This is a genomic window from Carnobacterium maltaromaticum DSM 20342, from assembly GCF_000744945.1.
In the GTDB taxonomy this organism is placed as follows: Bacteria; Bacillota; Bacilli; order Lactobacillales; family Carnobacteriaceae; genus Carnobacterium; species Carnobacterium maltaromaticum.
In genome coordinates, this window is record NZ_JQMX01000001.1 from 2,119,168 (window position 1) to 2,136,505 (window position 17,338).

Annotated in this window: 9 protein-coding genes and 1 other annotated feature; of the genes, 1 reads left to right on the forward strand and 8 read right to left on the reverse strand. The window is 34.8% G+C overall.

Annotated features, from left to right (window positions below):
* Positions 1 to 50: 50 nt before the first annotated feature.
* From serS to BR77_RS10000, 7 genes are all read right to left on the reverse strand, one after another.
* Positions 51 to 1,334, reverse strand: a complete 1,284-nt coding sequence (gene serS, locus BR77_RS09970) for a serine--tRNA ligase (protein ID WP_015075273.1) — start codon at positions 1,332 to 1,334, stop codon at positions 51 to 53.
* A 78-nt stretch (positions 1,335 to 1,412) separates the two neighbouring features.
* Positions 1,413 to 1,656, reverse strand: a binding site (T-box leader).
* Between the two features lie 93 nt (positions 1,657 to 1,749).
* Positions 1,750 to 4,362, reverse strand: coding sequence for a cation-translocating P-type ATPase (locus BR77_RS09975; protein WP_015075272.1), 2,613 nt, complete (start codon positions 4,360 to 4,362; stop codon positions 1,750 to 1,752).
* Positions 4,363 to 4,576: 214 nt separating this feature from the next.
* A complete protein-coding gene (locus BR77_RS09980; RefSeq protein WP_035064794.1) occupies positions 4,577 to 5,896 on the reverse strand; it encodes a serine hydrolase in 1,320 nt (439 codons plus the stop codon).
* 132 nt (positions 5,897 to 6,028) lie between these two features.
* Complete coding sequence (locus tag BR77_RS09985) at positions 6,029 to 7,162, reverse strand: sensor histidine kinase (protein WP_035064796.1); 1,134 nt, start codon at positions 7,160 to 7,162, stop codon at positions 6,029 to 6,031.
* A 51-nt stretch (positions 7,163 to 7,213) separates the two neighbouring features.
* Positions 7,214 to 7,903 carry a response regulator transcription factor CroR gene (croR, locus tag BR77_RS09990; protein WP_010050017.1) on the reverse strand — a complete coding sequence of 230 codons (690 nt, stop codon included), beginning with the start codon at positions 7,901 to 7,903 and terminating at the stop codon, positions 7,214 to 7,216.
* A 123-nt stretch (positions 7,904 to 8,026) separates the two neighbouring features.
* Positions 8,027 to 9,577 carry a Mur ligase family protein gene (locus BR77_RS09995; protein WP_016356299.1) on the reverse strand — a complete coding sequence of 517 codons (1,551 nt, stop codon included), beginning with the start codon at positions 9,575 to 9,577 and terminating at the stop codon, positions 8,027 to 8,029.
* Between the two features lie 211 nt (positions 9,578 to 9,788).
* The gene (locus BR77_RS10000) at positions 9,789 to 11,120 is read right to left on the reverse strand and encodes an HAD family hydrolase (protein WP_016356298.1); all 1,332 of its coding nucleotides are present in this window, start codon (positions 11,118 to 11,120) and stop codon (positions 9,789 to 9,791) included.
* 484 nt (positions 11,121 to 11,604) lie between these two features.
* On the opposite strand from BR77_RS10000, the gene BR77_RS10010 reads away from it, so the two are divergent.
* The gene (locus BR77_RS10010) at positions 11,605 to 13,044 is read left to right on the forward strand and encodes a helix-turn-helix domain-containing protein (protein WP_016356297.1); all 1,440 of its coding nucleotides are present in this window, start codon (positions 11,605 to 11,607) and stop codon (positions 13,042 to 13,044) included.
* Between the two features lie 49 nt (positions 13,045 to 13,093).
* Here BR77_RS10010 and BR77_RS10015 read toward each other — a convergent pair whose 3' ends face one another.
* Positions 13,094 to 16,849: a hypothetical protein gene (locus BR77_RS10015; protein ID WP_015075264.1), complete on the reverse strand. Its 3,756-nt coding sequence runs from the start codon at positions 16,847 to 16,849 to the stop codon at positions 13,094 to 13,096.
* Positions 16,850 to 17,338: the final 489 nt, after the last annotated feature.

The window sequence follows — 17,338 nt, forward strand, 5'->3', positions numbered from 1 at the left end:
TATAGAAAAAGAGACTAAGATTTTCATCTTAATCTCCTATTTACAACTTTTTATTTTGCTTTTGTGATTTCAGTAACGCCACCCATGTATGGAATTAAAACGTCTGGAATTTTTACAGAACCATCTGCTTGTTGGTAATTTTCTAAAATAGCTGCAAATGTCCGCCCAACTGCTAAACCTGAACCATTTAAAGTATGAACATGTTCTGGTTTACCTGTTTCTTCATTGCGGTAACGAATCATGGCGCGACGTGCTTGGAAATCTTCACAATTTGAACATGAACTGATTTCACGATAGACATCTTGGGCTGGAATCCAAACTTCTAAATCATAGGTTTTGGCTGCTGAAAAGCCCATATCTCCTGTACATAGTGATAAAACACGATAAGGTAAGTCTAGTTTTTGTAAAACAGCTTCAGCATTAGCCGTCATTTTTTCTAACTCATCATATGAATTTTCTGGTTTACTAAATTTAACCATTTCAACTTTGTTAAATTGATGCAAGCGAATCAACCCACGAGTATCTCGTCCTGCACTCCCAGCTTCTGATCTAAATGATGGACTTAATGCCGTGAAATAAATCGGCAATTGTTCATCTGCTAAGATTTCATCACGATAGTAGTTCGTTAAGGTAATTTCAGCAGTTGAAATCATCGTTAAATCTTCGTTTTCAATTTGGAAAACATCTTCTTTAAATTTAGGGAATTGACCTGTTCCGTACATAGATTTTGCATTTGCCATATAAGGAGTAATCATTTCTTGGTAGCCATGTTCTCCTGTGTGTAAATCTAGCATAAAGTTATAGATTGCACGTTCTAAACGAGCACCTAGACCTTTATAATAAACGAAACGACTGCCGGCAACTTTCGCGCCACGTTCAAAGTCTAAAATATCTAGTTCTTCAGCAATATCCCAATGCGCTTTAGGTTCAAAATCGAAGGTTTTAGGCGTACTCCAACGGCGTAATTCAACATTCTCGTCTTCATCTGCTCCAACCGGAACTGAATCATGTGGAAGATTAGGTAATGTTGCGGCAATTTCTGATAAAGCTGTATCAATTGCAACTAATTCATCATCTAAGACTTTGATTTCATCTCCAACTTCACGCATTTCTTTAATTTTATCATCGGCATTTTCTTTGTTACGCTTTAATAAAGCAATATCTCCAGAAACCGTATTTCGGTATTTTTTCAACTTTTCAGCTTTTACAATTAACTCTCGACGTTTTTCATCTAATTCAACAAAATTTTCTAAAAGTTCTTTTTTCACTCCACGAGTAGCTAATTTAGCTTCTACTGTTGCAAAATCGCTTCTTAATTTTTTGATATCTAACATACTTATCCAGCTCCTCTTTTTTAGTTGTCCTTTACCTATCCGATAGGAAAAAAAATAAAAAAGCCCTCTCCTCCCTATAAAAGGGACGAAAGGACTTATAACATTCGCGGTACCACCCAAATTTAGATACAACGTTCTCGTTCTATCTACACTCAAAGACAGATAACGGTCTGTAGCCGAAATAATTTAAGTTGCTTTAAAAGCAAGGTTCATTATTCACTTCACATGAGGGATTCAAAAAAATAAACCATCAGTTTCCACCAACCACTGACTCTCTTTCAGGTATTTATTTGATTTACTAGGCCATGCTACTAACGTTCAAATTATTTACTTGTTGTTCTTATCATACCTAAATTAACTTGAAAAATCAAGCTACAAAAATTAAGTTAGGGGTCTCCGCAATTTTCCTTCTCTATTATAAACGCCCAAAACGATTCATGCCTTTTTGGATTTCAATAAAGATTAAAGGAATCATTGATAAGATACCTATTACCAGCCAATGATAGCTACTAAGTGGAACTAATCCAAAAATAGTAGCTGTAAATGGAATCATCGGCAATAGAATAATGATCATCGCTCCACTAATCGTCGTAGTGACTAAAAGTTTATTGCTGAAAAAATTCGTCTTAAAAACCGAATGTCTGCTTCTACAGTTATACATATGCACAATGGTCGTTAATCCTAAAACAACGAAAGTCATGGACTGAGCTATTTCTAGACTAGGGGTCACTCTCCCATTAAAACTCACGAATTTTCCAATATAAATAGCAATCAGAGTGACGACTGTAAATACAAGCGAAATCGTACCAATTTTTTTAAGCAATCCATCATGAAAAATACTCGTACCATTTACAACAGGTGGTTGCTTCATGCTTTCAGACTCAGATTTTTCAACACATAGACTGAACCCTGGAATTCCATCTGCAACCACTTTGATAATCAATAACTGAATAGCGGTTACTGGCGCGCCCCAACCCATTAGCAACGAAATCAACACAATCATAACAGCAGAAAGGTTGCAGCCTAACATGGCATAGATTGATTTCCGAATATTGCTATAGACACGTCTGCCTTCTTGGACCGCTGCTACAATCGTTGAAAAGTTATCATCTACTAAAATCATATCAGCAGCTTCTTTGGCTACATCAGTACCACTTCCCATGGCAATCCCAACATCTGCAGCTTTTAAGGCAGGTGCATCATTGACGCCATCACCTGTCATAGCGACAATTTCATTTTTATTTTGCAAAGCTTTTACAATTCTAATTTTGTCTTCTGGAGACGTTCTGGCAAATACGCGATACTCATCAATTACCTGCTCTAATTGTTGGTCCGTTAAGCTTGCTAATTCCGTTCCGTCCATGACTTTCAAACCAGCCTTTAAAATCCCAATATCTTCGGCAATTCTTTTAGCCGTAATCAAATGGTCACCTGTAATCATAATCGTCTTAATCCCAGCTTCAGAAGCTTTTTTGACTGCAGCATAGCTTTCTTTTCTTGGGGGATCAATGATGCCGACAAAACCGGCAAATTCCAAGTTGCTTTCAAGAAACTCATCTGATAAATCGGCTGGCAGTTGCTTGAATTTTTTCACTCCTAAACCTAAGACCCTTAACGCTTGATTCGCAAATTCATCGTGAACGGCTTTTATTTTTTCGTCTTCCTCCTTATTCTTTAATGCCAGATCCAAGCGGTCAAAAGCTCCTTTTGTCAAAGAAAGATAGCCTTCGACCGTTTGATAAACAACGGTCATTCGTTTCCTAGAAGAATCAAAAGGAATTTCATGAATTTTCTGGTAGTTTTGTTCTAAAGCTTGTTTATCTTCTATTTCTTGTAATGCTAAATCTAAGATAGCTAATTCAGTCGGGTTCCCTATTTTTTGGTTTTGATTGGCTGAACTGGCTAAATAAAAATACTTAATTAATTCTTTTTCTGTTTGATTTAATTCATGCTTAACAGATTTAGCGGCTTCCGACCCAGCCCAAATTTTTTCGACTTCCATCTTATTTTGCGTTAATGTACCGGTCTTATCTGAACAAATCACAGAAACATGTCCAATAGTTTCAACTGCTGTTGGCGTTCGGATAATCGCATTCTTTTTAGCCATGGTACTAATTCCATAAGACAGTGAAATTGTCACAACTACTGGTAATACTTCTGGAATTGCCGCAACTGCCAGAGAAATTGCAATCATTAACAATTCTGGGACCGTTTCCCCGCGTACCCAACCAATCCCAACTGCACTTAACGCTGCTAACAACGCAACAATACTCAATACTTTTCCTAATTTTTGCATTCTAATTTGAATCGGTGCTAAGGTGGTTTCCGTTTCTAAAAGACTTGATATTTTCCCGATTTCGGTAGTCATACCGGTTTCCACCACAATAGCCGTCGCTTTCCCACTAACAACTAACGATCCAGAAAACAGCTTATCTTTCCGATCGCCAATGCCTTCATTTCCACTTGGTTGATAGCTACTATCCTTTGCGGCTGGCTCACTTTCCCCCGTTAATAATGATTCATCTACAAACAAATTCATCTCGTCAAGAATGACTGCATCTGCGGGGACTTTATCACCAGTCTCTAGCTGAATAATATCTCCTGGCACCAATTCGCCCGTTTCATAAAGTCCTAATTTACCATCACGGACTACCTTAGCTTCTTGGACATGAAAACTTTTTAACGCTTTTGTTGATTTTTCAGCTTTTACTTGTTCTCTAATTCCTAAGAAAATATTCAAAAGAACAATCAAAAAAATCACGACAGGTTCAGTAAAATCATCTGGATGTGAAGTAAATGCCACATATGTGGATATTCCTGTAGCTACCAACAGAATGATGATGGTGATATCTTTTAAGGAATGTAGAAGATGATCCCAAAGCGTTTTTTCCTTGATGCCGACTAATTCATTTTTTCCATACTTCAACAAACGTTGCTGGACATCCTCATTTGAAAGTCCTCGGTTCACGTTCACCTCTAATTTTTTGCTTATATCGCTACTGTAAATACTATTCTTTGTCTGTTCCATTGTCTTTTCCTGCTTTCTATAAAAAAATAAAAAGGCCAGACAAATCAACCTTAAAGCCTTGGGTTGATTTATCTGGCCTAATAGAAAATCTTTCCGGCGAAAGATTTTCTGAGCCTTTTTCAATTGTTTTGTTACAGTGATTCATATACTACACACTATCTTAACTAAAGTCAATAAAAATTAGTAGAGAAATTAAATTCTTATTTTTGTTAGATTAAAATAAATTGCTGAAGAATTCGCTGATGTTACGTCCCATTAATGAGAAGAACCCAGCTTTTTCAACTGCATTTTCAGTCACAACTTTAACTGTTTTCCCTTGTGAACCGTCAACGTAGCCTAGAGTATCGTTAGCAGGTACAATTTGTGCAGTACCCACTTCTAGACCTTTTTTAACAGGTGCTTCAATTTTATTGTCGCTTGTTAAAAGACCGTCTTTCATTGTAAACGTAACATTTAAATTTTTAACGTCTGTATCTTTTTGGACTAACATTTTTAAATCTTCATCGATAATCAATTTCACACTATCTTCTTTACCTTTATCAACTGTTAAAGGTTTTAAAGCTTTGTTTGAATCGCCTTTTTTCACGATATCTTTCATTTCCCAATTAGCAAATGCATAATCCATGATTTGAGAGGTTGCTTCAAAACGAGCACCTTTATTCGTTTCGCCATCACCAGCGTTCATAACAACAGTGATAACACGCATTCCATTTTCTTCAGCAGTTCCAGTAAAACAAGCTCCAGCAATATCAGTCGTTCCAGTCTTTAAGCCATCGACATTATCACGACCATAAATCAAACCAGGTAACATCCAGTTCCAGTTTTCCATGTGGATTTCGTCTTCTGTACCTTTTCTAAAATCCATTGTTGGAATTTTGGCAGTATCTAGAACTTCTGGAAAATCGTTCAACAAATGTTGAGCAACAATCGCCATATCCCGAGCAGTCATCGTATTTTCATCTGTATCTGCACTTCCAGGGTAAATATTGCCATGTAAATCACTATTTGTTAAACCAGTTGCATTCACTAAATAAAAATCTTTAGCGCCCCACGATTTAACTTTTTCACGCATTGCATCAACAAAAGCTGGCTCACTACCCGAAACAGCCGTAGCCAATGTAATTGCTGCTGCATTTGCTGAATAGATAGCCATAGCTTCAAACAATTCTTTTACCGTATATTGCGAATCTTTACGCAATGGAACATTAGATAATTCATTATTTTGACTAACATTGTAAGAGTAGTCATCAATTGACAGTTTTTGATCCCAAGTTAATTTACCTTCTTTAATCGCTTCTAAAACCAAATATTCTGTAATCATTTTAGTCATTGAAGCAATTCCCAATTGAGCATCCCCATTTTGGTTTAATAGAACTTTACCAGTCTTAGGCTCAATTGCAAATGCTGCTGCCGCATTAATAGTTGGTGCTTCAGCTGCAAAAGCTTCTTTTCCACCGATTAATAGGCTTGGAAAAACAGTTCCCACCGCTAAAATAAGCGCGAAAACGAGTGTTAATTTGTTATTTTTTTTCATCTAGTCAATTCTCCTCAATGTTTTTTATTTCTTATTCTATGGTAGCGAAATTGCTAGCAAAAAACAAGGAAAATTAAGTTCTTTTTTTCTTAATTTTACGCCCTAAATAAGTCGTTCATCCGATATTCCAGTTTAGCCTTTTTCATATGGCTGTTGTCGAATTGGTAAATGCAATACAAAGCTTGTTAACTCTTGACTTGAGCGGGCATAAATATACCCTCCATGTAAGGTGACGATACTTTGAGCGATTGCCAAACCTAAGCCTGTTCCGCCTGTTTCTTGCGAACGCGACTCTTCTACTCGATAAAAGCGATCAAATAATTGATTTAGGGCTTCCTCTGGAATAATAGGGCCATCATTATTAACTGCAATAATGACTTCCTTACCCACTTTTTGAGCTTCAATCGTAATTTTTTTCCCACCAACACCATATTTCAATGCATTCGAAATTAAATTGTTAAAAACACGAACTAATTTCTCTGCGTCAGCTTCAATTGGAATCGCTGCTGATCCAGGTTCGACCTCAATTGTCATTCCCTTTTTCTCAGCATCCAATTCAAAATCAGCTGCCAATTGATCCAACAATTTTAACATGTCAAATTCAGTTAAATTTAAAGGTGTTGTATGTTGCCGAACCTTCGTATATTCAAATAAATCTTCTACTAAAATTTTCATTTGTTTCGCTTTAATATAAGCTGTATGCGTATATTTTAGCAACTCTTCTTGGCTTTGATATTGCTGATCTTCAATTAAACCCAAATAACCAATAATTGAAGTTAAAGGCGTACGAATATCATGGCTCACATTCGTAATGAGCTCATCTTTAGATTGTTCAATTTTACGTTCCTCTTCCATCGCAGTCACAGTACTATCAACTAAAACATTAATGCTGTCGACTACTTTGTTCATATCCCCTGGTAATTCAAAAGGAATTCGATGATCGTAATGACCCTCAGCAATATAATGCAGCTCACTAATAACATGACGAAGCTGCATTTGTTTATAGCGACGTTTTAAACGCCAAAAAATAGTAATAATCCCAGTGATGACAAGAAACGCAATAAAAATAATTTTGTATGAAAGAATCTGTGTATTTCCAATTGTGACTGATGTTTTAAAAATCCAAATAGAATCTCTGACATCTGGTGAAACAACAATTAGTTGATCGAAAATAATCAGGACAGCTAAATAAAGCAAGTAAATTAAGCCCGCTGTAATAAATCCTTCAAATATCAATTCACTTTTTTCTTTACCTGTTAACTTCAAATCTTATTTACATCTCCTATTCATCTTGCTTGAAAGTTACTTTTTTTAGTTTTAGCGCGCTTCGATTTTATAACCAACGCCCCAAACGGTTTGAACCACTTTTTCTCCACCAGTTGCTTCTTCAATTTTGTCACGTAAATGACTCACATGAACCATTACAGTCTTAGCTGAAACTAAACTTTCTTGTTGCCAAACACGTTCAAAAATCTCATCTGCACTAAAAACACGATTAGGATGACTTGCTAACAAGTACAAAATCCCAAATTCTAACGCTGTTAACTGGATTGATTTTCCAGAAATAGTCGTCACTTCATGTGAATCCTTTTGAATAACTAATGGACCAATCTCTAAAATATCAGGCTCATCATTCGTTACTTGATAATTGCTTCTGCGCAACAATGATTTAATACGGGCCATGACTTCAAGTGGATTAAACGGCTTCGCAACATAATCATCCGCTCCCGTTATTAACCCTTGAATCTTATCCATATCCGTTGTTTTAGCACTTAACATTAAAACAGGCATCTGAGATTCTTTACGCAACTCTTTAACAACCTCAATTCCGTCCATTTTAGGCATCATAACATCTAACACCATTAAATCAATATCAGGATTTGTGACAATTTTCGTCATCGCTTCTTTCCCATTATAGGCTTTCTCAACTTCGTAACCTTCATTTTTTATATAAATACTTAATAGTTCTACAATTTCTTTATCATCATCTACTACTAAAATTTTCATAAGTGTTCTCCTTATTATTAGGTATTATTTTTTTAAATTATAAACTAATCATAACAGATATTGCTAAAGTTTTCCTTAAACACCATTAGAAAGATTGCTACCATCGGCTTTCTTAACCTTTTCTTATAAAACAAACTGTAATTGATCTTTAATCACTTGGCTATCTGTCACATAAGATTCCCTAACCCCATTTCGTAACTGAAAAGCATCGCTCCCTTTGCCAACCACCAACAAAACATCACCCGCTTGAACCCGTTTTAAAGCCTTAGTGATTGCAGCTTCCCGATTCAAGATAAATTCATACGATACAAATCCGTTTAAATGAGACCCAATCTCCTCACAAATAGCTCGCGGATCCTCAAACCCGGGGTCATCCTCCGTCAAAATAACATAATCAGCTAATTGCGCTGCGGTTTCACCTAAATCTTGACGCCTAGAAAAACCTTTGTTACCTGGGCAACCAAAAACAACAATTTGTTGCCCATCAGGATAGCGTGCCTTTGTCCACATTAACAACTTTTGTAAACTAATCGCATTATGCGCATAATCCACAATAATCATTGCCTCTTTATGAGGGATAATTTCCATTCTACCTGGGACTTTTGCAGAGGCTAAGCCAGCTTTAATTTCTGCCTCACTACAACCTAAATAGCGGGTAGCTGCAATCGCAACCAAAGCGTTTTCTAGATTAACAGCTCCGACTATGTTTAAGCAAAAACGTGTAGCAAGTCTCCTTTGTTCTGCTTCAAAAAGTTTCTTTTCTACAATTTGAAATTGGACAGATTCAGCTTGATGCTCCACCTTGGCTAGTGAATAGTTTGTTCCAGCTACTCCCTCTGCTTCACCTGCCCAAATAACGTTTGGCGTACTTTCTTCAGCAGTTTTCTTAATTTCAGATAAAGCCAGCGTATCGGTATGTATCACAACGGCTTTACTGTGCTTAAATATCTTTAATTTATGCTTTAAATAGTCTGCAAAATCTACATGTTCATTTTCACCAATATGATCAGGTGAAATATTTAAAAAGATACCTAAATCATACTCTAATTGATAGACTCTCTGCATTAAATAAGCCTGAGACGAAACCTCCATAACCAAGTCTTGATAACCTTTCCCAACGGCTTGATCCATTAATCGATATAAATCTAATGATTCTGGTGTGGTTAATTCAGCTGGTGTTTGGCCTAATCCAACATCTGTAAATACAGTAGAAAAAAGGGCCGTTTTATTGCCATTTTGCTGATCCAAAATACGCTTAATAAAAAAAGAAGTGGTTGTTTTGCCTTTTGTACCTGTAACCCCGATAATTCTTAGTTTCTTTTGTGGATAATCATAAAAATGCATGGCTATTAATGCCATAGATTTTTGACTATGTTTAACAAGTATTCCAGGGATTTCCAGAGTCATATCAAGTTCTTTTCGTTGTTTTTCTTCCATTACAAACCCAGTTGCTCCGGCATGAATTGCTTGAATTAAATAGTCAGATTGAAAGTTGATTCCTTTACAAATAAATAAAGTATTTTCGACAACTTTTCTAGAATCAAAATGGATTTGTTCAAACACACTAGTCATTAACTTTGAATGATTCATTTCATTGTTTGCCATGAATCCTAAAAATTGATTGTATTGTTTTAGTAACTGAATGATTTCCTTCATTGAAATACTTTTTGTCATTTTTTCATCACTTCTCTTCATCACTATTTATTGGTAAATATTATTAATTGCATAAGCATGTCTTAATGATAGCGATATCTTAATCGAATTTCAATTAAATATTGGTAAAATAAGTCCTTATTTAAAAAAATTATGACTTTCTACATACTTTTGCCTTAAATTTGAAAAGAACTCTCCTTCCTTTCAGAAAGAGAGTTCCATCACACTATTTTTATTTTGCAACATTCAGTAATTTTTCTTCAGTTTCACCTAATAAAATTGATTTTGAACTTGGGATAAGCTGGCCTTTATTTTCATCTCGACCTTGTAAAAAGTAACGCTGATCTTTATTTCCCGCAGATTCGGTAGCTTCTTTAGCTAGCTTTCCAATCCCACCGTCCTTCACTCGATTAAAAATTAATCCAACTTGTAAATCTGGGAAATCTGAAAGCATCGCTACGTCGCCATTGCTATCACCAGCAACTAAAATAGGCGTAACATTTTCATGTTTAGGTGCAATGAACTTGATAATCGTATCCGTTTTGCCTTTTCCCTGCGTTTGATCATAGTCTGGATCCATCTCAGCTTGGATGACTCCTTCTGCATTTTTCTTTAATTGCATCGCATAGACTTGCTCTTTAGGTACTTGGTATCCATATTTAGCATGGGTAGCAAAAGGAACAATCACATCAATAAATGAAGCTGAACAGACATAAACATCAATCCCATTCGCCATCAATGTTTGGTATAAATCTTGCATTTCTGGGACAGTACGAATTCCGGTTTTAAAGGTGACTGCTAGTTCCCCAGCTTGTCCTTTTAAATCTGCAGGACTTGTCCATGTTTCTTCACCCAAATCTTGCTCCAGCCAATAATCTGCTGCCTCTTGACTTAAATCTTGAACTTCCTTCGAGGTCATCCCACTCACTAAATAAGTGACCCAGGGATAACTTATATCTGAACTAAAGGAACTGCCAATGGCTTCATATAAGTAGCGCAATTTGCTACTAAAATCTACATATTCTGGGAATTTCTTAACTTCTTCCAATGACTGATTACCAGCTAAACCTTCATAATTTTGATATAAAGCTTGATAACTCGAACCAATGTCAGCTGCAATTTTTTCAATATTAACGGCTCCCCCAGCTTTATTGTTCCATTCTTCTTTAAAATCATCTGCAGGAATATTGGTTTTCAGTGCTGTTTCTAATTCTGTCGGATTCATTTTAAAACGCAAATTCATTAATTGATACGTTAAAACTGCTTCTCCAATATCATTGATGATTGTCGTATTGTCCCAGTCAAAAACAGCATAGGGTTTTGGACTTTTTTGATAATCTTCACTCAATGTACCGTGCTCTGATATGGCCGTTTTTAAGGCTGCGTAATTTGTCTTTTCCCAATTGCCTACTTTTAATTCGACTTCTTTTTTTGCAACTGAACTTTCTGAGGGCACTTCTTTTTTTGTTTCATTTTTATTATTATTGGCTCCACACCCGCCTAATACAATCATCGTTCCCAAAAGAATAAATACACCTCTACTTATTTTTTGATTTCTATTCATTTTGCTTCCTTCCCCTCTTTATGTTTTTCTAAAGCGGGACAAAAAGAGTCCCCTAAATAACTGCTCTCCCTAGCTTCATCGCTAGTTCTGCGTATGTTAATTAGAAGCCTCGTTGCTTCAACAAACAGATATCTGTACGCTTCTAATTATATAGGAAGCGTTTTCTTTCGTCAATTCATTTCTAACAATAATCTAATTCTCATTTAAATATAATTCTAGTTTAAGGAATCCATTATATTAATTCTTTTAACGTATTTATCTATCCTTTTTTATATACCAAATAAAGATATCTACTCGTGTTATTTTTCACAAGAAAAACTACTATAAACAATAATTTAAAACTTATTTTTTTTGCAAAAAAATGCTCATAACCTTTATTTAATAACGTTTTTAGTGTATAATTTAAGAATGAAAATTTGTTTATTTTATCAAAATAACGTCTCTCCTTCCCCTTTAGATAACACCAGAAAGTAGGTACATTCATTTGAAAAAATTATTAGATAAACCCTTCCATCTAATTTTAAAATTACTTGAGCATTTTTATAAAAAAACACCTCAAGAAACAATTAATTATTACTCAGATTTTTTAAATGTCGATCGCAGAACTATTTTAAAAATTATCACAGATCTTGAACGAGATATTGCTGATTGTCAGTGGGAAAATCAGCTTACGCTAGAAGTTACAGAAACAAAAATCATTGCTACGTTTTCCACAAATTTTTCTTTAGAAAATTTTTATCGTTACTATATGGAAAGAAGTTTATGTGTTGAACTCGTACAATCCATTTTTAAAGAAGCTGAGATTTCTTTAGATCAAATTATAGAAAACTTTTTTGTCAGTAGAACAACCTTCTATCGTCGGATTACACCTTTAAAAGAAGTACTTGCTGAGTTTGATTTAGAACTAGATTTCACAAAAAAACAATTCCTTATTGGTGAAGAAAAGCAAATTCGTTATTTTTTTTCGGTTTTCTTTTGGGAAATTTTTCGTTCAACAGGGGAATACAAACATCCTGATTTGAAAGATACTGAATACCTTAACAGAATAAAACAAGATTTAAATTTATCCATTCCACATTTTCTTTATTTCCAACTCTATTTAAATATTTCTTTAACTCGAATTTCTCAAGGCTACCTAGTATCCGAAGTAATTCCTTATCCTATCAAAGAAATTAATTATTCTTATGCTCAGTTTAAAAACTTAACTGCACCTTATTTTAATAAATTAATGCCTGCCCAACAGAGTCTAGAAATTCACAGTCTTTATTTCTTATGCGTCACTTCAACAATTTATCCTAAAAAAGTAACAAACTTAATTCCTATTCAGAAAATACCTGAACTTAAATTTGCACAACAATGGATTCTTTATTATACAAATTACTTTGACACAATTTTAAGTAATGAAGATTATGTATATTTATACTTAAACTTATCCCTAATTTATGAAAAAAATAAGACTTTCCACGGCGGTACTAGCTCTTTTGGAGTTAATTCAGTTACTGAAGTTCTCAGAGAAGAAAACCCAGATGTTTTAAGATATTCAATGCAATTTTTTAGTTACCTTTCCACACAAGAAGAAGAATTCCATATCGCTCCTTTCCAAGTACTAAGCTTTACGCTGTTGATTCGTAGATTATTAATCAACGGAGCTCCGCCACTTCGTCTTTTAGTTTGTTCAAAAGTAGGGCAAGAAGAAACCGATTGGATTCAAAGTTTAATTAAAAAAATAAGTTCTGTTCCAGTTGAATTTTATTCTTCTACTTCTCCAGACTTAGATTTAATTATTTCAGACTTCCCATTACCTCCAGATTTAATTTCCGTCTCTCTTGATAAACTGTTTCTGTGGCTGACTTTTCCTAGTCCAAAGGAATGGAGATCTTTGTTGAAAAAATTGGAAGAGATTTATTATACTAAATTAAATTAACTCGTGAAAAAATAAGACTCAGCGTAGTATGCTAAGTCTTATTTTGATTTTATGGGGCATCAGATAACACCCAATTAATTTCACCTTGATAACGTCCAATTTTAGCATCTGGATTAACTTTTAATAACATCCCAGCTGATTCTGCCCATTGAATTGTTGAGTAGGTCTCATTCCCAGTTGCTATTTTTTGACTTGTGTCATTGATAGCTACTTCTTCCATTTTCTCATTTTTATAAACCAAAGAACTATTTAACTTATCTTTGGACTGATTTTCAAAAGGCGTTACACTAGCAAATAATGACCAGTTTGAACCAATTGTATTTTCTAATGACATATTCCAATTTGGTTGTTTTCTTTCTATATATTGTATTTTTTGGTTTATTTTAGCTGATTTATAATCTAAATTTTCGGGAACTTCCTTAAACTTAAGTACTCCGCCAACTACTATATCACTATTTTTTTGTATGTTCGTGCTAGAGTCTTCTCTAGTTGCTTTAAAAGTAGCAACATAACTGCCAAGAATGGGTTTAATTTCGTTTGCAATAAGCTCTATAGGTAGCTCCGTACCATCTGCTATATTCCAGGCTTTAGGTGCAACTTTTTTGTAAACCAACTCATCTAAAGTTCCTTCTTGATCACTTTGACGAACATCCACGAGATCAAACGAAGTGTTCTTAGCATCTAAGGCACTATTAGTTACGTCATCAAATACTGTACTTTCTGAGTTATAAACATTAACAGGAATTTTTTCAGTCACTTCTTTTTGCTGATTATCGATTAATGTTGCCTCAACCCACTGAAAACCGATTACTGATGAATCAATAGACAGCGGATTTTTTAGGGTTACATTCGTCCCTTTGACTACCTTAAATAAGTTTTTCAGATCGTTGCTAATTGCTTCACCTTGTTTAACCTTTTGAATTTTGGGCTCGCCGCTTAATTCATTAATTGTCAATTCTATTGGCTTAGCCACAGAGCGTGAACCGTACTCATCGATGCCCACAATCGAAACTATATGTTTTCCTGCTGAGAATAGCTTACCTTCAATTTTAGCTTGATAGTTTTGAACTTCATTGAAAGGAACATCCGCATAATCTAGCAAAGGAATCATGCTTTTATTTTTATTGTCCATTTCAAGATATAAACGATAACTTTTATTATTGATATCAGAAATAGTTCCTGTTATATCAATGCTTTCATTTTTATATAACGATTCAATTTTTTGATCCAATGTAATCTCTGGCGCAACCATTCCTCCAAATTTAATTCTTTGCTTGAAAGTCGTTGCTTCGCCTGGAAGAACAGTTACCCCTGGGTTTTTCATGGCCATCCCTAAATCGCCTAAATTATTGACTGCTTGTCCTTCTTGTAATTCTAACGGTGGATTTAGTGGCTTAGAGCCATTCCAATAATGTTTTTTTGATTCCCAACCAACGCCATCAACGGTTTGTGAATTATATTGTTGGAAATTTTTCAAGGTTGATTGAGCAGAAACGACCCAATTTGGCATCGTTTCTGGATCTGGCATTACGACTACTGGTTGTACATAATGTAACATATGGAATCCCTTAAAATCCTTTAGTACACTTACAACTGGAGGTGAGGCATCCACTAAATCAACAAACTGACTGACCCCAATTCTTTGAGCTTCAGGGTTATTATTCGTCACTTGGTATGTGACTTCTGCTGTTCCATCCTCTAATAGTTGCTGAATAAGATCAATTTGGTATGTTTGATAAATAAAGCTACGTTTTAAAGTATTCGTTGATGTGTTCCGAGTATAAAGGGATTCAACTTGATTCCCCCATAAAAAACCTTTCGTTCTCTCCTCACTAGTCCCAGGTAAAAAGCTCCCATTAATAATCAAGGTAGCTTCAATTGTACTCATAGTTGGAGTCGTATAGACCCAAGGAGAGCCGTTATAGGTGTACCACCAATTCCCTTTATTCCAATTAATCTTGTTGCCATTTTTTTCAACAAAATCAGTTGACGCACCTAATTCCCAGCCCGATTCTAGCGGCTCCTTCGTTACAATTACAGATATTTTCTTTTCAACAAATTTAGCTGTACCTTTTTTTGTTGCTCTAATCGTGGCTTCGTATCTTCCTAGTTGTGGTTTAGAATTTTGGGTGGTGATGGATAAATTAGTTTCTTTTCCATCTTCCATTTGCCAAGCATTGGCATCACTTTTTTCCAAAATCAACTGATCTAAACTATTTCTTTCAATTGCCGTATTTATTTCTGCTATGGTCAATTTAGCATTTTTTACGTTAAGAATTAGATTATCTGAATCATTAAAAATTGTGCTTTGAGAATCATAGATTGTCACAGGAACTTTAACAATTTCTTCTTTTAGATTATCATCAATCAATGTGGCATCAACCCATTGGAAACCTATTTTTGTGGAATCAAATGGTGCTAGTTGTTTTAGTTTAGTCCCTGTTCCTTTAACATCTTTAAATAATTTAGTTAAATCCTGGGTAAGTTCCTCACCTAATTTTACCTTTTGAATTATCGGGGTTCCACTTACCTCACGGATTAGAAAATTGATTTTTTGAACATCGGATCGAGCACCATATTCATCTATCGCTACAATTGAAACAGTATGGTTTCCTGCAGAAATTTTCCCACCTTCAATACTTGCTTTATAACTTTGGACTTCTTGCAAAGGAATATCTTTGAAGTCCTTTAATGGTACTAAGGTTTTCCATGCATCATCCAATTCCGCATATAAACGATAATTTGAGCTACTTACAGCAGAAACAGTTCCTGTTATCTCAAAACTTTCACTTGTATATAGATCCCCACTTTTTTGATTTACTGTCAGCGCTGGTGGAATGAATTTTCCATACTTTAACCGTTGTTTAAACACAGCAGTTTCTTTAGGTAAAACATTGATTCCTGGATTTTTCATAGCTGCACCAGAGTCACTTAGATCCATCGGTTGATTTTCTTTTAACTTAACTGGAGGAGTTAAAACTGCCAGAATATTTCGATACCGTTTTCCAGACTCCCAACCCAATCCATCAGCTGTATTTGAGCTATATGGCGTAAAATTCATCAAAGAAGATCCATAACTAGATGCGGCCCAATTAGGCATAGTTTCTGGGTCAGGAATCATTGCCAAAGACTTCACATTGCTTACATTCAGCCCTTTAAAATCGTTTAAAACTCTAATTGGCGAATTATCACCAATATCAACATATTGACTAATGCCAATTTTTTGAGCTTCTAAATTATTATTTGTAACTTGATAACTTATTTCTACAGATCCATCTTCTAATAACTGTTGAATAATCTCAATGTTGTACGTTTTATAAGGAAAACTACGCTTTAGCATACTCTTCTCATGATTCACCAGATAAATTGACTCACTTGTATTCGCCCATAAAAAGCCCCCATTTGTATTTTCTGAGGTGCCACTTAAAAAATTCCCGTTAACAATCAAAGTCGCTTCGATTGAATCTCTAAATACCCAACTTCCTTTGTCGTAGGTATACCACCATGCTCCCTTTTCCCAGCTGATTTTATTGCCTTTTTTTTCAAAATAATCAGCAGCTGTTCCAATTTCCCAGTCAGTATCTAACTCTGTCCCTATTTCTTGATTGGCTGGTTGTTCTTCTTTTTTTTCAACATTTGTTGCTCCACTAGCTTCTATTAGACTATTTTCTGCTTCGCTTCTTGTAATATTTTCATTTGTTTCTGCAAAAATATGTCCCCTAAAAACTTCATAATTCCCATATAAAGTCACACCAGCTAAACTCAATATAAAAATGAAAATTATTTTTATTTTATGTTTGCTCATTATTTTCAATTTCCTTCTCTCTATGTCTATACATGTTAACTTCTTTTGTTTAATTGATTTATTTATTTGCTAAAAATAGGTTGTCCTCATAGAACTAACCTCCTTATACAAACTTGTTATAAAAGTATTTTTAGGTTATAGCTTAAACTGAAATAGAGTATTTAAATAGACATAATCTATTTAAACCTAATTTCGTTTCCCTTTCATCCCAAAAAATGGTTACCTAGCCGACTTTTTTTGGATTAACATCACTATTTTCCACTTATTTTTATAGATATTTTAGTTTTCTGGAAAAATAATCGATTAACTGTTGTTTTAACTTGGTTTCATTTGCTAGTTTAGGTCAATAGGTTCAACTTAAATTAGTCTATTCTTTGAAATAAAGACTAATAACTGTCTTAAATCCATTGATTTCTAGAGATTTAAAAAACATTACTATCGTTTCTTTTAATATCCAAAATATGTAGGTTACCTGTTCATTTTTAGGTA